Here is a 19,499-nt window from a genome sequence, read left to right as displayed (position 1 = left end):
GCAATATAACTTCCCGCGTCAAACCATTAAGTTTTAATTAATTCAGAGGGCGTTCTCCACAGTTGCTCCAACCGATTCGCCGGCATCGTCAAATACAAAACATCCCCCGTACTCAAACAACAATTCAGTAAATCCCAGCCGTGGAGAGTTTGACACTTAGTTTCCGCATAAAGAGGCACAAAATCAGCAGACATAGCAGCATCTTGAATGCGGTAGCCACAGAAAGGATGGTTTGGCGTAATCAATGTGGCCAAGCAAACCCAGAGACTATCAGCAGTCATCCCGTTGCCCAAAATTCTGCCTCCAATTGCCGCAGCCGCGAAAGCAGGAGCCGCCAATTCCGTCGGGTTCAAAACTCCTTCAAACTCAAAAACTTGCTGCACCATCAAAGCAAAATGTGGATCTTGGTTGCGGACAATAACTGATAGTTTTGGTGCCAATCCTTTAGCACTCAAGGCAATTTCGACATTAGACATATCGCTGCTAGTTACCGCCAAAAGTGCTGCCGCTTGCTTAACATTAGCAGCTTCCAGAGTTGCGGGCAAACTGGCACTTCCCTGAATGACCGGAATTTTCATTGAGCGAGCCGTGTTCAGAAAGCGGCAGTTCGGGTCTTGCTCGATCGCCACAATATCGTAACCGTTAGTGTGCAGTTCTTTAGCAATTTGGATACCTATTCCTCCGAGTCCGCAGATAATGTAATGATTGCGCTGCGGAACTCGCGCTACATCCCAATATTCGGTAAAGCGAGTTCCCAATACATAATCGTTGAGCAGTGCGTAGCAGATGCCGACGATGCCGGCTCCAACTAACATCATGACAACTGTAAATAGTTTAATGCTTTCAGGAGCTTGTTCGGCCACTTTTTCATAGCCTCCGGCTCCGGTAATCATCCCTACTGAAAAATAGAGAGAATCGACAATTGAGATATTATCCTCAACACAAATATAGGTAGCAGTAGCAACGGCAATCATTGCCAGCAGCGTCAGTACAACGATTACTGCTGCTTGGCTGTGCTGCTGAAATCGGCGCAGGTTAGTTAATGTTTTGAGCAGTTTTTGAGTTAAAGTTTTTTGGGGGCTACGCACAGTCGGCTGAGTGGCAACAATTAGCCGATCGCCCTGCTGACACTGCCGATCGGCAAGCACCGCCGATACTAAATCAGTTTTGTTAGCAGCCGGCAGATAATAAATTAACATTCGCGATCGATCGTCCCACAAATCGCTGAGTTTGCGATTTTTCCAAGGATGTGTTTCATCGATATATTCTTCGTGAATCGGCCAAGTGCGATCGAACAAACGCAACTGTCCGATCGCCTGATTTCCGAGAGCCGCAAAGGCAAACACCGGAGCCGCCAACGATGAAACGCTCATGGAAGTGTGATCGGGCAAAGTGTGGTCAATCCTGTCGCCCAAGCTAGTATTGAACAATCTGTTAATGATGCGAATCTGAGGATTGAGAATCCTCGCTTGCATCAAAATTGCCAAATTTACAGCATCATCGTCTGCTGCAATTACTAAAGTGTGAGCGTTTTGAATGCCCGCAGCCAACAAGGTAGAAGCTGCTTGCAAATTACCGACAACCACATCAGAAGTTTCGCCGCGAATTGGGCGATCGCTAATACCAACAACAATCGCTCCTTGCTGTCTCAACAAACAAAAAATCTTGTGTCCCGTGTGGCCCAACCCGCAAACAATGATTCGAGGTTTCATAAAAATTTATTTGCCAGCCAATTTCGGAGCTGTCCTTGTAGTTTTACTTACCATTGTTGACTCTCCTGGCTTTGCAGAATGTAGCTAAAAAGACTATCTAGGAAACTTGTGCCACAGTCTCGAAGTTTTGTAAACAAAGAAAAAGCTGTGCCGTGTTCCTAAAGCCACGTTCCCAAGTGTTGAAATAAACACACCACACTGCCATGTACCTACAGACATGAGGTGTAACTAACCTGATTTAATATTTGAAAAATATCCGGGTGCGACAGCCAACCAGCGGAACTTGAAGAGGTAGGGACACTGCCCTGTCCCTACAACTATGACTTCCTAAATTTATTTAGCTGCCTTAGCGGCAGGAGTTATTATGAAATTCACTGCACCCTTATTAGCATCCGCTTTAGTTTTCGCCGGTACTGTCGCCTTGGCAAGCCAAGTGCAAGCAGCTCCAGCCAGCAACTCTTTGAATAACACTAAAACAACATTTCAGTGCGTTACTTCCGGTCGCAATTTTGTGACAATTGCGCGGCGCGGAAATGTCACGACAGATCCAATGATTCTTTGGAAATCTACCGAGTTCGGCCGCGAATATACACCTTGGCAGCGCTGTCAAATTGTTTCCAATAGATTGACCAAAGCTGTTGCCCAGAATGGCGGGAGATTGAGTAACTTGCAGTTAACAACAGGAATTGTTAATAACTTGCCCGTAGTTTGTTACGTGAACGGACGGGGGCGCTGCAACTCTCAAAATCTGCTGTTCACCCTAGACAAGCGCAATGCTAAAAATCCCGGTGATGCTTTAACGAGATTGATTAATTTTGCCCAAGACGGCAGCGGGCCAGTTACAACGTTCAGAACAGGAGCTCAATCGTCTGCACCGCAGTTTGTTCCGTTTGGAGATATGGTCGATCGAGCTTTTAATTCTCCAAACAATAAACCGTCAGTTCCTGTAGCAAAACCGCAGGGCGATCGGGGTATTTAATAGCCGCGCCTCTAACTTGCACCTGACAAATTTTGAAACTATTGTGGGGTGGGCATCTAGCCCGCCCTTAAATATTTAGACTAAAAAAACTACACTGTCACCCCTTCAATCTTCTCATCTGTCAACTCGTACAACTCGCGCAACTGCTGCAACTTATCCGCCTCCGGCTGCCAAAAACCCCGCCCGTTAGCCTCCAACATTCGCCCTACAATATTGCGAAAAGCTTCAGGATTAGCCTCCCGCAACTTCCGCGCCATCTCTTCATCCAAAGCATAAGTATCAGCCGCCCGATCGTACACCCAACTATCAGTAAAATCAGCCGTTCCGCCCCAACCAATTAACGCCGTCATCCGCTGCGAAATTTCATAAGCGCCGCCAGAACCTTGATTTGCCATCGCGTTAGCCCACTTAGGATTGAGCAACTTAGTTCGATATTCCAAGCGCAGCAAATCTTCTAAATTGCGCGGAGTGGTATCCTGAGAAAAACTTTCTACAAAACTCGTGTTAACCTTTTTGCCGCGCTGCTTTTCTGCGGCTTTCTTCAAACCGCCAGTATTCGCATAATACTCTTGAATATCAGTCAAACCGTATTCAACAGAATCAATTTCTTGAATTATGCGATCGCACCCTTGCAACAACTGAGTCAAAACCTCCGGCCTCGCTTCCCCCTTATCCTTTCTCCCGTAACTAAAAACATTGCGACTTTCCCAAGTTTTCCCCAACTCATCCCCCGATTCCCAACTGCCATCAACAACCCTATCGTTAACCAAAGAACCAAAATCCCCAGCCGGATTAGAAAACAACCTTGCCGAATAATTCTGCACACCTTGTCCCTGCAAAATTAAAGCGTGTTTGCGAATAAAATTCTCCGATTCCAGTTCATCAGCATCCGCCGCCCGCACGAACAAATCATCCAACAACTCAATAATATTCACAAAGCTATCTCGGAAAATACCCGAAAGATTTCCCAACACATCAATCCGGGGATGACCGACATCAGCTAACGGCTTTAACTCATAGCGAACAATGCGGCCAGTACCTTCTTTAAGAGGTTCAGCCCCCACCAATTCCAGCAGAATTCCAATAGATTCGCCCCGCGTTTTAATCGCATCCAAACCCCACAGCATCACCGCCACAGTCTCAGGATAATTCCCCTGTTCCTCAAGGTGCTTCTCAATAATTTTTCGAGCAATTTCGCGTCCCCTTTCATAAGCCGCCGGAGAAGGCATCCGATAAGGGTCTAAAGCATGAATATTCCGACCAGTTGGCAACACCCCAGCCCCATCCCGCAACAAATCCCCACCCGGTGCAGGCAGAATATATTCCCCATTCAAACCCCGCAAAAGATTAGTTAACTCATCCGAAGTTTGCAACAACAAATCCCGCACCAACAAACCCTCCTCAAAAGCCCCATTCAACCCCTCTTGCTCTTCCTCTCTGCGCCCTCTGCGCCTCTGCGGTTCATTTTCTTCAAAAACCAGTTTTTGCACCTGTTCCTGTGATAACCTGTCCCCAAAATAAGCCTCAAGATAAGATGTCATTTCCTCAGAATTAGGCGGTTCTCCGAGAACGTGCAAACCAGAAGAAAATAAACGACATTCCACCACCTGCAAATACTCGTAAAGCTTCACCAAATAGCGGTTAAAAGCATCAGCACTGAACATTCCCACATTCTCAAAACTAAAAGCAATCCCCAACTTGCGACCCTCATCAAACGGACAATCAGCCTCCAAACCGCTATCTAAAATTTGCTTGCAAATAGCCTCTTTCAGCACATAATTTTTTGCAGTATCTTCTCGATATTCCGCAATCAAATCCCGCAAAGCCATCAATTCCTTGTACAAGCCAGCGCGGCCGTAGGGCGGCACATTGTGAGAAATCAAAACACCGTAACCGCGCCGCTTGGCTAACATCGATTCCGAGGGATTGTTGGCGGCATAGATATAAAGATTAGGCAAACTTCCCAACAGAATATCCGACCAAGAATAGCCAGTATTTCCCAGAGGAGAACCGGGCAACCATTCAACAGTGCCGTGCATTCCGAAGTGAACCACAGCATCAGCTTGCAAATCATTTTGCAGCCACTTGTAAAAAGCAGCGTATTGAGGGTGAGGCGTCAAATCGCGATCGAACATTAAGCGCATCGGATCGCCCGAAATTCCCAGCGGCGGCTGCAAACCTATCCAAACATTCCCCAGTTGAATGCCACCGATGTGGAACTCGTCGCCGTCTGTCTTAATTCCAGTACCCGTTAAAAATCCCCACTGTTTTTCAATACGACTTGTTAACAGATAGCCAAGCCATTTCTCCAGCTTTTTGACATTAACAGTATTGCCAAACCCTTCCCTCCCATCTGCGTTCATCCCCGTTAATCCGCCCCCATCTGCGGTTGCAGCATTATCCGCCTCTTTCACCCTGCGAATTAACTCCTCACCGTCAGCCGGAATTTCTCCAACTGTATAACCTGCCGCTTGAAGTTTGTGCAGGAAATTTAGCAGCGATTTCGGTACATTTAATAAAGCAGCCGTACCCGCCGCCCCGTAACCGGGAGGAAACCCGTAGAGAATAATCGCAATTTTCCTTTCAGATGGCGGAGTTCGACCGAGTTTCACCCAATTGTTAATTCTACTTGTCAGGCGTTTCGCGCGATCGGGCACCAGATAAATATCCTCACCCACCAAACCGCCCAGGGGAACAGGATCGATCGCGCCATCCAACTCAGGCAAAGCATACAATACCACACTTTGCAAACCCCCAATCCCCTGACGAGTCCAAGAATGGATATCCTGAATCAGCAGAGGTGCGGACACAAAATAAGGTACATTTTTAGCAGTTAAAATGCGCTTAGCAACTTCCACCTGCCTTCCGCCCTCCATCGAACCAGCAGGCCCGCCAACCAGCGGAAAGCCAATAGTAGAAACAATAGCATCAACTTCCACAGCATCTTTAGAAAGCGAAAGAGTTTCAATATTGCCTTGTTTTCGCCGCGCAGTTTCATCAGCAGTCGTCATCCAATCCCGCACCGCCACATGGCCTTCAACGCCATTGATAAAAATCGGCAAAGGCACAATTCCTGCATCTTCAAAATAGCGGATTAATTGAGGAATATAAGGCTGCTTGGTGATAACGTGCTTGCGGTAAAGCAAAAGGCCCACAACAGGGGATTTTACTTGATATGAATTTTGGAACGAATTGGTTCCAAATTTTGTGGAACGGGCATCTTGCCCGTCCCTAGCACTTTGATTACCGAGATACCAATCCAAATATTGCCGAGGCGATTCAAAATAACCGTTATAATCGGGATGCAATAAACCCATATTGGGAGTTTCCACAGGAGGCGGAATTTCTGCAACTTTCAGTCCCAAATACTTTTCGGCAATAATCCAAAACATCGACACAACATTATCCGCACCGCCCGCATTCCAGTAACCGTAAATAATCAGCCAGTTTCGCAAATCCTGCACTTTTTGCACTGGCACGTATTTCAATAACTTCGGCCCCACCTTCAAAAAGCTGATATAACCAGCCAGCTTATCTTCTTCTCGTCCATTGCTGAACTTATCCAGAATAAACTTAACAGGCTTCGGCATTCCCTTCGGTTTGTCGCCAATTTTAAAAGCGCCGATTTGAGTAAGACTCATCAATTCCAAAGCCGACTCAAAAACCAGGCGAATCGGAATATTCTGCACCCTTTCCCGCAGCCACATTACCGCATCGTAATCAAACAGCAAACTCCCGAAAAACACATCAGCATTAGAGAGGGCGACTGCTACAGCGTCGGGTTCGTCTGCAAGGGCGCGATCGCTAAAAACCCGTACTTCCAATCCCTGGCACCCAGAAACAGCCAACTCGGCAGCTTTGCGGTACAAATCAGCATTAAAAGATTCAAACCCTGCAATTAAGACAATGCGTTTCACAGCCAAACCTCGAAATATTTGCTTCTTTTAATGATAAACTAATCGCAGAAATGCACAGGCATCTTGCCTGTGCCACTGACAGACAGAACAAAAAAGATAAACTTCTGCTTTCTCTTACTTCGCGCCTTCGCGGTTCATCAACTATGTCTTATTAAAGTAAGCACCGATTAAAATAATCAAACAAATCCAAACACAGCCATATTTACAACCGTGAATCGAGTTCCTCCCGCAATTGTTATCTTAGGTCAAAACAGCCTGCCGATCGCCAAAAAAATCTCCGCACATTTCCCCGGTTCCCAGATTTACGGTTTAATCGATCGCACTTCCGACACAGACATCAGCTTTAGCAACTTCGGCGAAACATTGCGGGAATTATTTGCAACAGAAACCCCAATTATCGCCATCTGCGCCGCCGGAATAATCATCCGTACCCTCGCCCCGCTGCTGTCAGACAAACGCGCCGAACCGCCAGTTTTAGCCGTCGCAGAAGACGGAAGCGCCGTAGTACCTCTGCTGGGCGGTTTGCACGGCGTTAATGATTTGGCCAGAGAGATTGCAGCAGCCCTCGGCGTACAGCCTGCAATTACCACCACCGGAGATATCCGCTTTCGCACCGCGCTGCTGAGTCCTCCCCAAGGCTATTCTTTGGCGAATCCAGAGGACGCGAAAACTTTTATTTCAAATTTGCTCGCTGGGGCAAAAGTACGCCTAGAAGGCGCTGCAAGCTGGCTTTCCGAGAGCAATTTGCCGATCGCCCCCGATGCCCGATCGACCATCCGCGTCACCGAAAAAGCAGTTTTGCCTGCGCCAGATTGTTTGGTTTACCATCCGAAAATTGCGGCAGTTGCCCTCGCGAACCTATCGAATATTCAGCCAGAAATAGCCGTGTCTTGCGTGCGGGAATTACTGGCAAAAACAAATTTAGCTGCCGCTGCAATTGCTGGATTTTTTGCCTTAAAAGATGAGATGGGAAATCCGGCATTAGAAGCAGTTGCAGAAAAATTTCAAGTTCCCGTCCGTTTTTTCAATCTCTCGGAACTTGTCGAATTAGACTCAATTGAATTCATCGAAAATCAGGCCGCACAAATTGCCCTGACAGCAGCCGGTGCAAACAGTCAGTTAATCGAATGCGATCGCACTTTAGCCCTGAATTGCGCGATCGCCCTAGCCGCCCAACCCTTTGATGCTAGGGCGATCGGAGTTAGCCGCGGCAAACTGGCGATCGTCGGTACGGGCCCAGGCGGCGCGCCCTGGATGTCACCGGAAGTTAAAGAAATTCTGCGCGAAGCCACGGATTGGGTGGGTTACAAGTTCTATCTCGACTTAGCCGGAACCCTGCGGTTCGGACAAAAACGGCACGATTCCGACAACCGCGAAGAGATCGATCGCGCCCGTTTTGCCCTAGATTTAGCAGCATCAGGAAAATCTGTCGCCGTCGTTTCGTCGGGAGATCCGGGTATTTTTGCGATGGCTGCAGCGGTGTTTGAGGCGATCGACTTTGATGCCAAACCCGAATGGCAAGGCATAGATATTCGAGTTGCACCGGGCATTTCAGCCATGCAGGCCGCCGCTGCTGCGATCGGAGCACCCCTCGGACACGATTTTTGCGTGATTTCCCTTTCGGATATTCTCAAGCCTTGGGAGGTCATAGAACAGCGGATTTCGGCCGCTGCGATCGCAGATTTGGCGATCGCATTTTACAATCCGATCTCGAAACAGCGGATTTGGCAACTCTCCAGGGCGATCGAGATTTTGTTGCAAAGTCGCGATGCTAAAACCCCCGTCGTACTAGGGCGAAACCTCGGCCGCCCAGGTCAATCTGTGCGGGTTTGCACCCTCGGCGAATTCCAGCCGCAAGACGCTGACATGAGAACTTTAGTGATTGTCGGTTCGAGTCAAACTCGGATTATTCCCCGCAAATATGGAGATGTTTGGGTTTACACGCCGCGCAGGTACGAAAAATAAGTAAAGCAGCAAAAACTTGGGAAATCAGCAATTGACTGACAGTTAATTGACTTGGACAATAAAATATTTCGATCTCGCTGGGGGGAGTCTAGGTTAACAAATGGCGGCGAATCACTCGACTGGCCTGTTATTTCACCTCATAGTTGTCACTCTCGATCGGTAATCCTCTTGGATTACAGAAATCCTCGGTACAGAGGAATTTCGGCTTCCGAAGGCCGATTTTTTCTCGCTGACATTGAGCGAATTTAGAACTAGACTCAACCCTAGTAATGGTTTCAGCTTCATTTTGGGAGAGATAGAATTTACTTCTCAGTAAATATTTTTTTATTATACAGTCACGATAAAATCAACGGCGATCGAGGTCTGCTACATTCCTTAATCCTACGATAATCTTACGCTTACAACAAAAAGAGGGGATTCACCCGCAGCAGTCTTCTCTGTCTTTGGGTAGACCGCATTCGTTTTTTCTTTTGATAAGATTCCGTTAAACAAAGGTTAAATAACACTTAAAAGAACATGAAATTCAATATTCCTTTAGCTCCTGGGGCTGTAACCCAATTTTTGCTTCGAGTGGTGACCTGTCTAGTTGTCATATCTTTCTTAAGTGAGATGACTGTGTACTTCTTGCCAGGTAATCCGTCTGATAACTACTTCGTAAAGGTATTCAGCGTTGATTCCGAGCGGAACATTCCAACGGCATACTCAGTTTTAGCATTGCTATTTAGTTCTCTCTTGCTAGGTGTGATTGCTTATGCGAAAAATTTGGATAGTTGTCGCTACAAGCGTCACTGGAAAATTTTATCATTCATATTTTTATATCTATCTTTAGACGAAGCTGGTCAATTGCACGAAAACTTGATAAATCCAATGCGAAGTCTCCTAAATGCCACCACAGGATTTCTTTACTTTACTTGGATTGTGCCGTTCGGTTTTCTAGTAGCGCTCTTTCTCATATCCTACAGTAAGTTTCTGTTACACCTTCCTCTTCCTACAAAAAAAATGTTTGTTGCAGCGTGCGCTCTTTATATTGGAGGAGCATTGGGGATGGAACTGCTAGGGGGATACCAAGCTTCTAAAGTGGGAGAGGATAATATAGTTTACCAGATAATAGTGACCGTTGAAGAGTCATTAGAAATGCTCGGCATCGTTGTATTTATCCACGCCTTGATGTCATATATCAAGATATATTTAGGGGGGGTAAGTTGGAATATTTACATACCAGGCAAAAACCCACAATTTACTGACGATCGAAATATTGGCCTAGCTGGCATTAGCGAACCAGCAAACACAAGTGTATCAAGGTAAATCACTTGAAACCGGGTTTGAGCGACGATGAAAATACTCCATTCGGGTGTTTAATGTCGATAAAAAACCCGGTTTCTTTGGTACTGATGCGTCCTGGGCTGGAGGTCCTGCGATTTTCGGCACACCAAACGACTAATAGACTAATATGTAGGGTGCTTGCTGCACCAAACGACTAATTAGGCTTAGAACAGCTTAGTTCACAGATGACATCCTCACCTTTACCAGAAAATCGCTAAGAGCAACCTTTGCATGAGGATTTGACGGCAAATGACTTGTAAAACTTGCATCTTCTAATATATTAATTAGCCGATCGCGCTCTTGTTGATAAAATGCTATATCTGAATCTTCCAGCACTGATTTTTCCTCCCCAGCCAGCTTGCGATCGATCAAATCAGGAATATACGACAACTGGAATTTCTCGTTAAGTTTCACCAAATTCGCTTCAACTTCCCCGGTTTGCATCAAGTGAATCCCAGCCAGCAACACCCGGTAAACGTACAGCAGCGGCTTAACCCGACGCGGCTGTTCTTTCTCAAACAGTTTCCATTGAGTTTTAGCAAAACCGAGATAGTGGTGGCTGTGGTGCTTGGTAATGCAGTTCGAGGCAATAGCCTTTAATTCTTCGTGTTCCTTTGTAGTGTAAACTATGAGCGGCGAATACAGTTGTTCTAGCACGTAGCCGTTGCGCTTCAACAGCAACTCAAAAAATTTCTTGATGTCGTGAGTTACTAAATCGAGTTGCATTCCCTCCCGAACTTCAGAAACTTCGATGGTTTCTTCTCCAGAAATTAGTCCAATTACTTTCGGTAGCGGCAAAATGTGTACTCCCCGCAAGTCGAAGTCAGAATCTGCGGAAGGAAAGCCGTATAAGTGCGAACCGCTGACAGTCGCAAACAGCAGCGAGTAAGGTTGAAAAGAGATAATTTTAGCTAGATTCGAGATGTATTCGGTCATTTATTCCAGTCCATGCAGGCGGGCTTTGTTTTACAAAAAGCGATTTCAAGATCCGATTTCGATCGCACCTTTACGCGCTTCAATCAAAAACAGGTTCGCTTTCTCGTAATTAGGACGTTCTGGCAGCTTAGTTGCAGCAAAAGCGCGATCGAACTCACCGTGCAAACTCAACCGCCAGCGATTCACCTCATCCCAGGATACTTCTTGGTTGCGGATAGATAAAAGTTGCGATCGATAATCCTGCACTCGAACCGGCACAAACCCCTCCTTAAGTACAGTAATTCCTGACAGCAACAAGCGAATTAAGTGCATCGCGTGCTTCCAACGAATTTCCCCGGTATTGCGGAGGTCTTGCTCCATTTTTTTAAATTGAGACAAAACGTAGCTATTGTAAGTTTGATAAACCAATTGAGAAAGAAACATTTCCCGATTTTCCAGCAATTCTTGTGCTACAGGAGAAACAGTTTCTACTAAAGGCGTGTACAAACATTCTAGCACATTTGGATTAGCTTTTAGTGCCAAAACTAGAAACTTTTGCAGTTCCCAATAGCATTCCTCATTTTTCTTGTTTTCCAATTGTTCTGGAATGCCGTAAAGCGACCAATGAAGTATTGCGGGCGGCAGATAAATCCCGCGTCTGTCTGTATCGGATTGCTCGTTATCAAGACCGTAGGCTCTCGAACCAAGAATGCAGCGGTAAATTACAGAATCATAGAGGTTGTATTCTGCAAGAAAATCTCCTCCTGACTGCAATCCTTCGCTCTGAAACTGCTTGCGAATACTGAGTTCGTGCCGCCGCAAACTAACTTGTGTTCCGTCTGGGAGTTTGACTAAATATGCGTGGGAATTGTCCGTAGGCGATTGAACGATGACGCCTACTAATCCCGGTTTCCAAGATTGGTCGCCGGCGGGGTTTTTGACCTCAATTCGGGTGACAATTTGGGTTCCTGCGGGGATGATTAAGTTGAAATTTTGAGGAAGATTGGCATTTGCCATGAGGAAACCTCCTGCGGGGCACGAGCTACAATGTTAGTGTAGCATAGATGTAGTATAGAAGGGCAGTTTGGGGCGATCGCGGATTTGGCCTTGTTGAACATTGTCTAATTATCAAAGAGGAATACCGCCAGCGAGTTGAGGCGAAGGTATTGCAGATTTTTGAGACTCACCCGACAATTGCAGCAATTCGCAATGGGGAAGCGGTGACGGACTTGCAACTGGTGGCGTTAGAGCGTAAACTGAGGCAAGAGTTGCATGGGGGAAACGTGCAGTTGTAGAAGTCGAATATTCGCAAGGCGTTAAATCTGAAGGTGAATAGCTTGCTGGCGTTTCTGGGAAAGTTGTTTGAGATTGAGGTATTGCCGGATTATCAGGAAGTGGTAAGGCGGAATTTTGAGGATTTTATTGCCCAACGGCAGTTTAACTCCAATCAGATTCAGTTTTTAAGGGCGGTGCAGAATGTATTTTTGAAGAAGCGACGGTTGGAAGTTCCGGATTTGTATGAGGCACCGTTAGACAGGTTTGGGGAGGATGCTGTGGAACGGTGGTTTACTCAGGAGGAAATGGATGAGTTGATTCAGTTTACGGAACATTTTGCGGCTTAAGTTAAAACCAATTATTTGACTAACAAAAAAAATGCAGCCAGAATTTGTGCAACTAAAATCAATTGAAAATCCAAGTAATTTACTACTAACAATCCTAGAAGTTAAGCATAAAGAGTCTCTAGATAAAATAGATAATCTTCGCCGAGAAGACCCATGTATTGCTGCTTATAAGATCGGAGAGGAATTAACCAAAATTTTTGAAGATTGTGAAAGGAATCAAATCTCAAAAGGTGTATTTTACCAATATGTACATAATAAATTCTATTATTCTGAAGACATCATAAGGAAGTACAAAGAAATTTATGCTTTAATTCCTTTGGATTTTATTGGGAAGGCTAAAAACATACTTTTAGGTCATCTTTATTCTTTAATCAAGATGGGAGAAAAAGAGAGAAAATTATTTATGGACGCCATACTGTTAGTTGAAAATGATAATTATTTTGCTACCGAAAGTATAAAAATAAAAAAATATTACCGCACAGAAGATATTTCTATTTTAAAAAATCTTAGAGAGCAAGATAAGACAAAATTTGACACGCCCGAAAAAATTAAAAATTATATTATACAAAAGAGGATAGTCCCCAAGGTAAAAGCAGATTTTGAAAAGAAAACAATAGCGAATAATAATAAAAGAGGTGAACCAATTCAAGACAATCTTTTGGAATTTAATCTATATGCCTTTGAGCCGACAACTGAACAAGGAGTAGTAGGTCTGTTTTGTACAATTTTTCATTTAATAGCAAAGCCAGAATTAAACTTTAATTTTCATCAAAAAAAAGTAAGTTTTTCTAGAATCCAAAAAATCCAGACTGCATTTCCTGATGCACTGATTGAATGTATAGAATATGATAAAAAAGGAAATCGTACAGGTTTACATGATTTATATGTAGAATTTGAATATAAGAGCCATAACTACATTGAGCATCGCCATCCTGCTGCTCGCAAAAGATATTGTGAGATGGTTATATGTTGGGAGAATAATTGGAATGATGAAAAGCCATATGTTTATATTTTGTCTCTCAAAGAATTATTAGAAAAAGGTCAAATAATTTTGCATCACTAAAGTATTGGTCTCCTTGTCTAATTTTTTATGTATACTGAGATTTTTGGTAGATGTTTAACTTCCTAATGTACCAATTAATTAAAAGGAATGCTCACTGACCCTGAACTCCGATCGCCAGTTGACCCAATTTGAGAGAGATTACGATCGTCGGGACTCTGGAACCCAAAGCAGGATGAGGTTTTTTATCAGCGGCGCAGGTTACAATGGAGAGGTTGCTGAAGTTAGAGCATATTATGGGGATAGAAATGCGGGAGTTGATGAGTTTTATAGATGAAAAATGAAAGTTAGAGAAGTTATTAAAATGTTAGAAGATGATGGTTGGTATTTAGCTAGAACAAAGGGCAGTCATCGTCAATTTAAACACCCAGAAAAGGCTGGGACTGTCACGGTGTCAGGTAATTTAGGCGTTGATATGCCAATTGGTACGCTTAAAAGTGTTTGGCGGCAAGCTCAACTAGAAGAGGAGGAAGATTAATGCGTTATGCTGTTGTAATTGAAAAAGGTGAAACTAGCTACGGTGCTTATGTTCCCGATTTACCTGGATGTGTAGCTGTGGCTGAAAGTTTAGAAGAGGTGAGAAATTTAATTAAAGAGGCGATCGCATTTCATATTGAAGGACTACAAGAGGATGCTTTTCCTATTCCCGAACCTGTCTCTATTTGCGAATATGTTGAAGCTTAAGAAGCTGAGGGCGGTTGAAACTGCGGCTACACAAAATTTCGTCCCAGCAGAGGGGGACTAAGAAATAAGAGGAATCAGAAAATAAATTTCATGGGCAATACTGGATTTGAACCAGTGACCCCTTCCGTGTGAAGGAAGTGCGCTACCACTGTGCTAATTGCCCGCAGATAATCACTATACCATACTAAGTCCAAATTTGCAACTAAATTTTTCCTAAAAATTCAGCCGCTGGTTTCCGAGTTGAACTCGACACAATGCCAAGAAAACAGGCATTTGTCGAGTCTGGCATCAGTCAACCTGCCACCAACCCGCCGACGGGCCGACAAATCGCACTACAATCCACCAAGCAACCAAAAGACTAATCCCGATCCAGCTTCCGCGACTTGTCCACTTCACAAAATCTTCGCTTTGGGTTTTCGTGATTGGCAGCCAGGGAACGATGCGCTCTTCTTTACCGTATTCGTCGCCGATCGACTCTTTGCGACGCTTAGCTTCACCCATAATCTTTGTCTACTAAATTAGATTTCAACTGGATACCTAACCAAATTATACGCCAATAGGTCATCTCAAGCCTGCGTCAGCCAAGTCGTATCCAAATAATCAATCCTCGCAAAAGGACTCAAAGCCGCTAAAACCTGCTGTCCGTAACTGCGGTGAATCACCCTGCTGTCGAAAATCGCCACAACCCCTTGACGTTCTCGCACCGGCGCGATCGCCCGTTGCAACTCATTCAGCGCCGCCGGCAGCAAATACAACCGAAACCAATCCTTGCGCCGTTCCTTATAATAAGCCACACGCGCCGTCACCAAAGGATTCTCCAAAGAAGGTAGCGGCAAAGTTGCGATCGCCAGCAAGTGAGGCGCCCTCAATTCCCCCTGATGTTCCCGCCAAAACTCCCACCCCGTCACCAAAATTGCATTCTCGCCCACATCAGTCTTTTCTACCTGCACCCGAGAACCGAACTCAGAAGCCAAAATCGCCGCCAGCCGAGCCTTCAGCGGTACATCACCAACAATCAGCACAGTTAAACCCGCCACCGACGCGCTCATCAACAGCAAAGTCCGAATTTCTTCCATTAAAACACCCTGAAATTCCGGCGTATTTGGCAGCGGCAGCCAGTTGGGAATGTACAGTTGAATTAATTCGCTTTGTCGATCGGGCGAAAACTTAACGCTCGTCAATTCTGGAAGCCCCAGCATTTCCCGGAAGATCGGAGCCTTCGGTTCCACATCCACCGCCCCCCCAATCAACACCACCGGCTGATAGTCCCAAATTTTGCTCAAAACCTCAGCCACCTGCACCGGCGCGCAGTACAGAGAAAATGACCCAGCCTCCCGATGAATTTCCGCCCACCGAAGTTTTCCGTTTGCTTCCCACCGCTGCCAAAAATTGCTCCAAGCAGCCGGAATTAGGGGGTTTGGCTCAATCCTTTCAAACAGCCCCTCCAAAATATTTTGCTCTGCGGTTTCCAGCAAATAGCACTCCTCTGGTTTCGCCGGATGCTTAAAGAAAGCCCGCGTTAGCATTACCCGCCCTTGGAGGATTGCATCGGCTTCCAAAGGCTGAGATTGCATTAAATCATTCCAGTCACCCGGTTGCAAACCCGCCGTCAATTGCTGGCGCGTCCAAACTTCCAAGTCATCCACACCGTCGATAATTGTCGGAATATTCCTGTGAAGTTCCGAATTCCCCGCCAAGCGAGCCGCCAGCCAAGACTGCGGATCTGCTAGCATCAATCCTCGCCCAGTGGCACGATCGGAATAAGTCTCGATCGACCCCTCTGTTTGCAGCCACTCTTGCAAACGCGGTATTTCCACTGTTCTCAAATGCTCGATCAGCGGTGTCGGTGCGACTAAAATCACAGGCTCCGGCCACATCAAAATCGGCATCAAATAGCTGACTCGATACCGCTGTCGGTAAGCTCCAGCCGGAAGCCCCGTTTGGATCAGAGCGCTGCGCCCCAAGCGCAAAGCCCGCGCCACGAGCCGCGCCATCGTTAAATGGTGGGGCCAGTGCGGCTCGGAGTGCGATCGCAGGAAGCGGAGCAATGAGTTATGGACTTCTACCTCAATCAATCGGTTTTAAAATTGACATTTCTCACTCAACATAATCAAAACTGGCCAGAAAATCAACTACTTTTTGACCGAGAGGCAAACTGAATTTACTCGGTTGATGACTGGCACCTCCCTTCCCAAAATTCCCGTGAGAATTCACCATCAAACTCTCCTGTCCCGAACTAATTAAAATAGTTTGGGTAGGTGACTCAAAAAACTTTGTTGGTTGACTAACCCCTGATATATTAGAGACCAAATTTATCAACTCATTTAACTTATTTGTAGCTTTACTCAATGCTTTACGCAACTGCACTATTCGTTTCTCATCTAAATTTTGACTTTCAATATTTTTGCCAATAACCATAATATTTCTCTGAGTTTGTACAGCATCCTTAAAAGGAAGAATCGCTAAAAAAGCTGCTGGCAATAAATGCTCATCGCTCTCAAATCTAAAAGTTAGAGTTGTGCGGCGGTAGCCGACTTCAATATTAGGAGGAAAATTCATTGCCCGGTAATGCCGAGCTATTTCGCTGTAAACTGTTGCTAAAGTGCTGTTTGCTGAGTAGTCTAAAAGTGCGTCAACTACAATTTGCACTAACCCAGGCGTGTGATTTAAAAATTTTATCGATTCTGACGGCGAATTAAATTGTTGAATCTGAGTGCGATCGCCTGCGGGGCTGAGGTCAACCCACTGGCAAGTAATATCATCTGCAATGATACCACACCGAGGAACCAAATACAGTTTTGCTCCTGTTAAAGTTGCTCCCCTCAAATCAGCGCCCACCCAATCTGCATTAATCAAATTTGTTTCTGTCAAATCAGCGTGAACGAAACTAGCACTTCCTAAATTAGTATTTCTTAAATCTGCTCCGTTAAGGTTAGCTCCGCTCAATTTAGCAAAGCTCAGATCCGCGCCGCTGAGGTTAGCTCCCGTCAAATCAGCCCATTTAAGGTTAGCTCCGCTCAAATTGGCACTGCTGAGATTCACCTGTTGCAAAGAAGTTTGTCTCATATCGGCATTGTTAAAATTAACGCCGCTAAGTTCTGCTTTCGTCAAATCTGCGCCGTGCAAGTTAGCTTCTTGAAAGTTAGCTGAAGCAGCCGAAGCACCTCTGAGATTTGCACCGGACAGGTTAGCACCGAACAGGTTAGCTTCCGTCAGTTTTACCTCTCTTAAATCTGCTTCAGTCAGGTTAGCGCCGCTGAAGTTAGTTTTGCTGAGTTCGCAGCGGACTAATTCGCTTCTAATTAGGGATGCTCTGATTAATTGAGCTGCACTTAAATCGGCTCTCACTAAGTTTGCTACGTTGAGAGTAGCCCCGTTTAAGATTGCCCGCGACAGGTTGGTACTGCTGAGTCTAGCCACATTCAGGTTAGCTTCGCTCAAGTTAGCTTCGCTCAAGTTAGCACCGCTGAGGTTGGTGACAAATAAGCTAGCCCCCTTTAAAATTGATTGGCTGAGATTGATGCGGCTGAGATTAGCTTCATTCAGGTTGATTCCTGTGAAATCTCTGTCGCCTTCAGTATATCTTTTGACGATTGCAAATCGTTTGAGCAGTTCTTCAGCTTCCATTTGTTTACCTGAATAAAATGGCAATCGGCTAACTTTTATATGGCATAAATAGAAATAATATCAAATTAAATTATAGTATTTACTCACCGATCTGATAAAAGCTTTTGACAAACTCAATGACCGTATTTAGCGGCGGGGTGGTAAATCTTTGGGCTTTAATTGCAGGACTGATAGAGGTTTTGTTGACTCCGGGCAAATTTGTCAAGTTTCTGCCAAAATCTGGGTGATAGTGAATCATCAAAGTTTCGGCGCTGGAGTTAGCCAGTACAGTTTGGGTAGGTGATTGGAAAAAACTTGACATCGGTTCGCGATCGAGGCGAACCGGCTGAATTTTCATTTCCCCTATTTTTCTCATTGTTTTGGTCAGGGCTACGTTTAATTGCACTACCATATTTGACACTCTGACGCCCAGGTTATTACCACTTTGGGGTTGAATCATCTTGATCAAAGTAATCAAATTTTTCTGAGTAAATGCTGCATCACTAAAGGGAATAATCGCAACGAAAGCGGTGGGAAATAGTTGCTCGTCCTGTTCTATTCTAAATGATATGATTGTGCGTCGGGAATTAACTTCGATACTGGGAGGATGGCTCAAAGCAGGGTATTGACGGGCAATTTGGCGGTAGGTAGCTGCAAGGACAAAGTTAGCGTCGGGGTCGAGAGGTCGATCGACAATAATTTGAACTGTCGGCGGTGTAGCATTGAAAAACCTTTGAGATTCTTCTGGGGTAAAGCGCTGAATGTGGCTGCGATCGCCGTTAGGACTGAGGTCAACCCAATCGCAGGTAATGTCATCTGCTTTCACATCAAACCTAGACACCGCGTAAATTTTTGCCCCCGTCAGGGCCGCCCCGGTCAAATCTGCGCCCACCCAATCAGCGTGAATCAAATTTGCTTGAGTCAAATCCGCGTGTACCAAAGTAGCGTTCAATAGATTGACATTGCTCAAATTTGCTCCGTACAAGTTGGCCCCGCTCAATCTCGCTTCATCGAGGTCAGCACCGGTCAGGTTCGCCCCGCTGAGGTCAGCCCACCGGAGATTAGCGCCTCGCAAGTCAGCGCCGCTGAGGTTTGCCTGAGATAGATTAGCTTGTCTGAGTTCGGCATTGCAGAGGTTGACTCCTCGCAAGTCGGCCCTGCTGAGGTCGGCTCTGTGCAAGTTAGCCCGTTCCAAGTTTGCTGCTGTTAGAAAAGCGCCTCTCAGGTGAGCCCCGCTGAGGTCGGCTTGCTCTAGATTGGCTTCTCTGAGGGTTGCTTCTCTCAAATCTGCTTCGCTGAGATTTGCACCGGCCAAGTTGGCACTACTCAGGTCGGCTCGGATCAGTTCGGATCTGATCATTGTAGCTTCGACGAGTTGGGCTTCTCTGAGGTCGGCTCGAATCAAGTTTGCCACGTTGAGGATAGCGCCGCTGAGGTTGGCTTTGTACAGATTGGCACCGCTGAGTCTGGCAACATTGAGTTTGGCTTTTCTCATGTTGGCGTTTGACAAATTGGTGCCGCTCATGTTGGTAAGGCTCAAAATTGCCTCACTGAAATTAGCCCCGCTGAGATCGATCCTGCTCAGATTTGCCTCGCAAAGGAGGATGGCAGTAAAATCTCTTTCTCCTGCTGCATATTTGGTGATGAGTTCTTCGGCATCCATGCTTTTCGATTTCCCTGATGTCTTAGCTAGAACAAAGCTTTATTGTGCCAACC

Annotated in this window: 16 protein-coding genes and 1 tRNA gene; 8 read left to right on the top strand and 9 right to left on the bottom strand. The window is 45.6% G+C overall.

Translation table 11 applies throughout. The annotated features are described in order from the left end of the window. Positions 1-26: 26 nt before the first annotated feature. Positions 27-1,712 carry an NAD-binding protein gene (locus QUA33_RS16500; RefSeq protein ID WP_333149564.1) on the bottom strand — a complete coding sequence of 562 codons (1,686 nt, stop codon included), beginning with the start codon at positions 1,710-1,712 and terminating at the stop codon, positions 27-29. A gap of 364 nt (positions 1,713-2,076) precedes the next feature. On the opposite strand from QUA33_RS16500, the gene QUA33_RS16495 reads away from it, so the two are divergent. Beyond that, positions 2,077-2,691 carry a COP23 domain-containing protein gene (locus tag QUA33_RS16495; RefSeq protein ID WP_333149562.1) on the top strand — a complete coding sequence of 205 codons (615 nt, stop codon included), beginning with the start codon at positions 2,077-2,079 and terminating at the stop codon, positions 2,689-2,691. An 89-nt stretch (positions 2,692-2,780) separates the two neighbouring features. On the opposite strand, the gene bchH is transcribed toward QUA33_RS16495, so the two are convergent. After that, positions 2,781-6,608 (bottom strand): magnesium chelatase subunit H, encoded by a 3,828-nt coding sequence (gene bchH, locus QUA33_RS16490; RefSeq protein WP_333149560.1) that lies wholly within the window; start codon positions 6,606-6,608, stop codon positions 2,781-2,783. Between the two features lie 210 nt (positions 6,609-6,818). Between bchH and cobJ the strand changes: the two genes are divergently transcribed. Both cobJ and QUA33_RS16480 read left to right on the top strand, forming a co-directional pair. Then, positions 6,819-8,573: a precorrin-3B C(17)-methyltransferase gene (gene cobJ / locus QUA33_RS16485; protein ID WP_333149558.1), complete on the top strand. Its 1,755-nt coding sequence runs from the start codon at positions 6,819-6,821 to the stop codon at positions 8,571-8,573. Between the two features lie 516 nt (positions 8,574-9,089). Beyond that, positions 9,090-9,878 carry a hypothetical protein gene (locus QUA33_RS16480; protein WP_333149556.1) on the top strand — a complete coding sequence of 263 codons (789 nt, stop codon included), beginning with the start codon at positions 9,090-9,092 and terminating at the stop codon, positions 9,876-9,878. A gap of 192 nt (positions 9,879-10,070) precedes the next feature. On the opposite strand, the gene QUA33_RS16475 is transcribed toward QUA33_RS16480, so the two are convergent. Both QUA33_RS16475 and QUA33_RS16470 read right to left on the bottom strand, forming a co-directional pair. Then, positions 10,071-10,832: a nucleotidyltransferase domain-containing protein gene (locus tag QUA33_RS16475; protein WP_333149554.1), complete on the bottom strand. Its 762-nt coding sequence runs from the start codon at positions 10,830-10,832 to the stop codon at positions 10,071-10,073. Positions 10,833-10,877: 45 nt separating this feature from the next. After that, the gene (locus QUA33_RS16470) at positions 10,878-11,828 is read right to left on the bottom strand and encodes a DNA polymerase beta superfamily protein (protein ID WP_333149552.1); all 951 of its coding nucleotides are present in this window, start codon (positions 11,826-11,828) and stop codon (positions 10,878-10,880) included. 149 nt (positions 11,829-11,977) lie between these two features. Here QUA33_RS16470 and QUA33_RS16465 point away from each other — a divergent pair, with 149 nt between their 5' ends. The 5 genes from QUA33_RS16465 (at position 11,978) to QUA33_RS16445 (ending at position 14,177) form a co-directional block, all read left to right on the top strand. Continuing rightward, positions 11,978-12,106, top strand: coding sequence for a hypothetical protein (locus QUA33_RS16465; RefSeq protein ID WP_333149550.1), 129 nt, complete (start codon positions 11,978-11,980; stop codon positions 12,104-12,106). Between the two features lie 9 nt (positions 12,107-12,115). Beyond that, positions 12,116-12,433 carry a type I restriction-modification enzyme R subunit C-terminal domain-containing protein gene (locus QUA33_RS16460; protein WP_333149589.1) on the top strand — a complete coding sequence of 106 codons (318 nt, stop codon included), beginning with the start codon at positions 12,116-12,118 and terminating at the stop codon, positions 12,431-12,433. 31 nt (positions 12,434-12,464) lie between these two features. Further along, positions 12,465-13,496 carry a hypothetical protein gene (locus QUA33_RS16455; RefSeq protein ID WP_333149548.1) on the top strand — a complete coding sequence of 344 codons (1,032 nt, stop codon included), beginning with the start codon at positions 12,465-12,467 and terminating at the stop codon, positions 13,494-13,496. Positions 13,497-13,773: 277 nt separating this feature from the next. Continuing rightward, the gene (locus QUA33_RS16450) at positions 13,774-13,971 is read left to right on the top strand and encodes a type II toxin-antitoxin system HicA family toxin (protein ID WP_265237275.1); all 198 of its coding nucleotides are present in this window, start codon (positions 13,774-13,776) and stop codon (positions 13,969-13,971) included. Then, the gene (locus QUA33_RS16445) at positions 13,971-14,177 is read left to right on the top strand and encodes a type II toxin-antitoxin system HicB family antitoxin (protein ID WP_236506884.1); all 207 of its coding nucleotides are present in this window, start codon (positions 13,971-13,973) and stop codon (positions 14,175-14,177) included. Before QUA33_RS16450 ends, QUA33_RS16445 begins: the two co-directional genes overlap by 1 nt. Before the next feature lie 91 nt (positions 14,178-14,268). Here QUA33_RS16445 and QUA33_RS16440 read toward each other — a convergent pair. From QUA33_RS16440 to QUA33_RS16420, 5 genes are all read right to left on the bottom strand, one after another. Next, positions 14,269-14,340 (bottom strand) — tRNA-Val (locus tag QUA33_RS16440). A gap of 125 nt (positions 14,341-14,465) precedes the next feature. Continuing rightward, positions 14,466-14,678: a DUF2839 domain-containing protein gene (locus QUA33_RS16435; RefSeq protein ID WP_333149546.1), complete on the bottom strand. Its 213-nt coding sequence runs from the start codon at positions 14,676-14,678 to the stop codon at positions 14,466-14,468. Between the two features lie 65 nt (positions 14,679-14,743). Beyond that, on the bottom strand, positions 14,744-16,252 hold the full coding sequence (locus QUA33_RS16430; protein WP_333149545.1) for a helicase C-terminal domain-containing protein: 1,509 nt from the start codon (positions 16,250-16,252) through the stop codon (positions 14,744-14,746). Between the two features lie 22 nt (positions 16,253-16,274). Further along, on the bottom strand, positions 16,275-17,804 hold the full coding sequence (locus tag QUA33_RS16425; protein ID WP_333100905.1) for a pentapeptide repeat-containing protein: 1,530 nt from the start codon (positions 17,802-17,804) through the stop codon (positions 16,275-16,277). Positions 17,805-17,883: 79 nt separating this feature from the next. Continuing rightward, positions 17,884-19,446: a pentapeptide repeat-containing protein gene (locus tag QUA33_RS16420; RefSeq protein ID WP_333149544.1), complete on the bottom strand. Its 1,563-nt coding sequence runs from the start codon at positions 19,444-19,446 to the stop codon at positions 17,884-17,886. Positions 19,447-19,499: the final 53 nt, after the last annotated feature.

This window comes from Microcoleus sp. Pol14D4 (assembly GCF_036701245.1).
Taxonomy (GTDB): domain Bacteria; phylum Cyanobacteriota; class Cyanobacteriia; order Cyanobacteriales; family Microcoleaceae; genus Microcoleus.
Note: the sequence above shows the minus strand (reverse complement) of the source record. Positions and strands in the feature narration are given on the sequence as shown.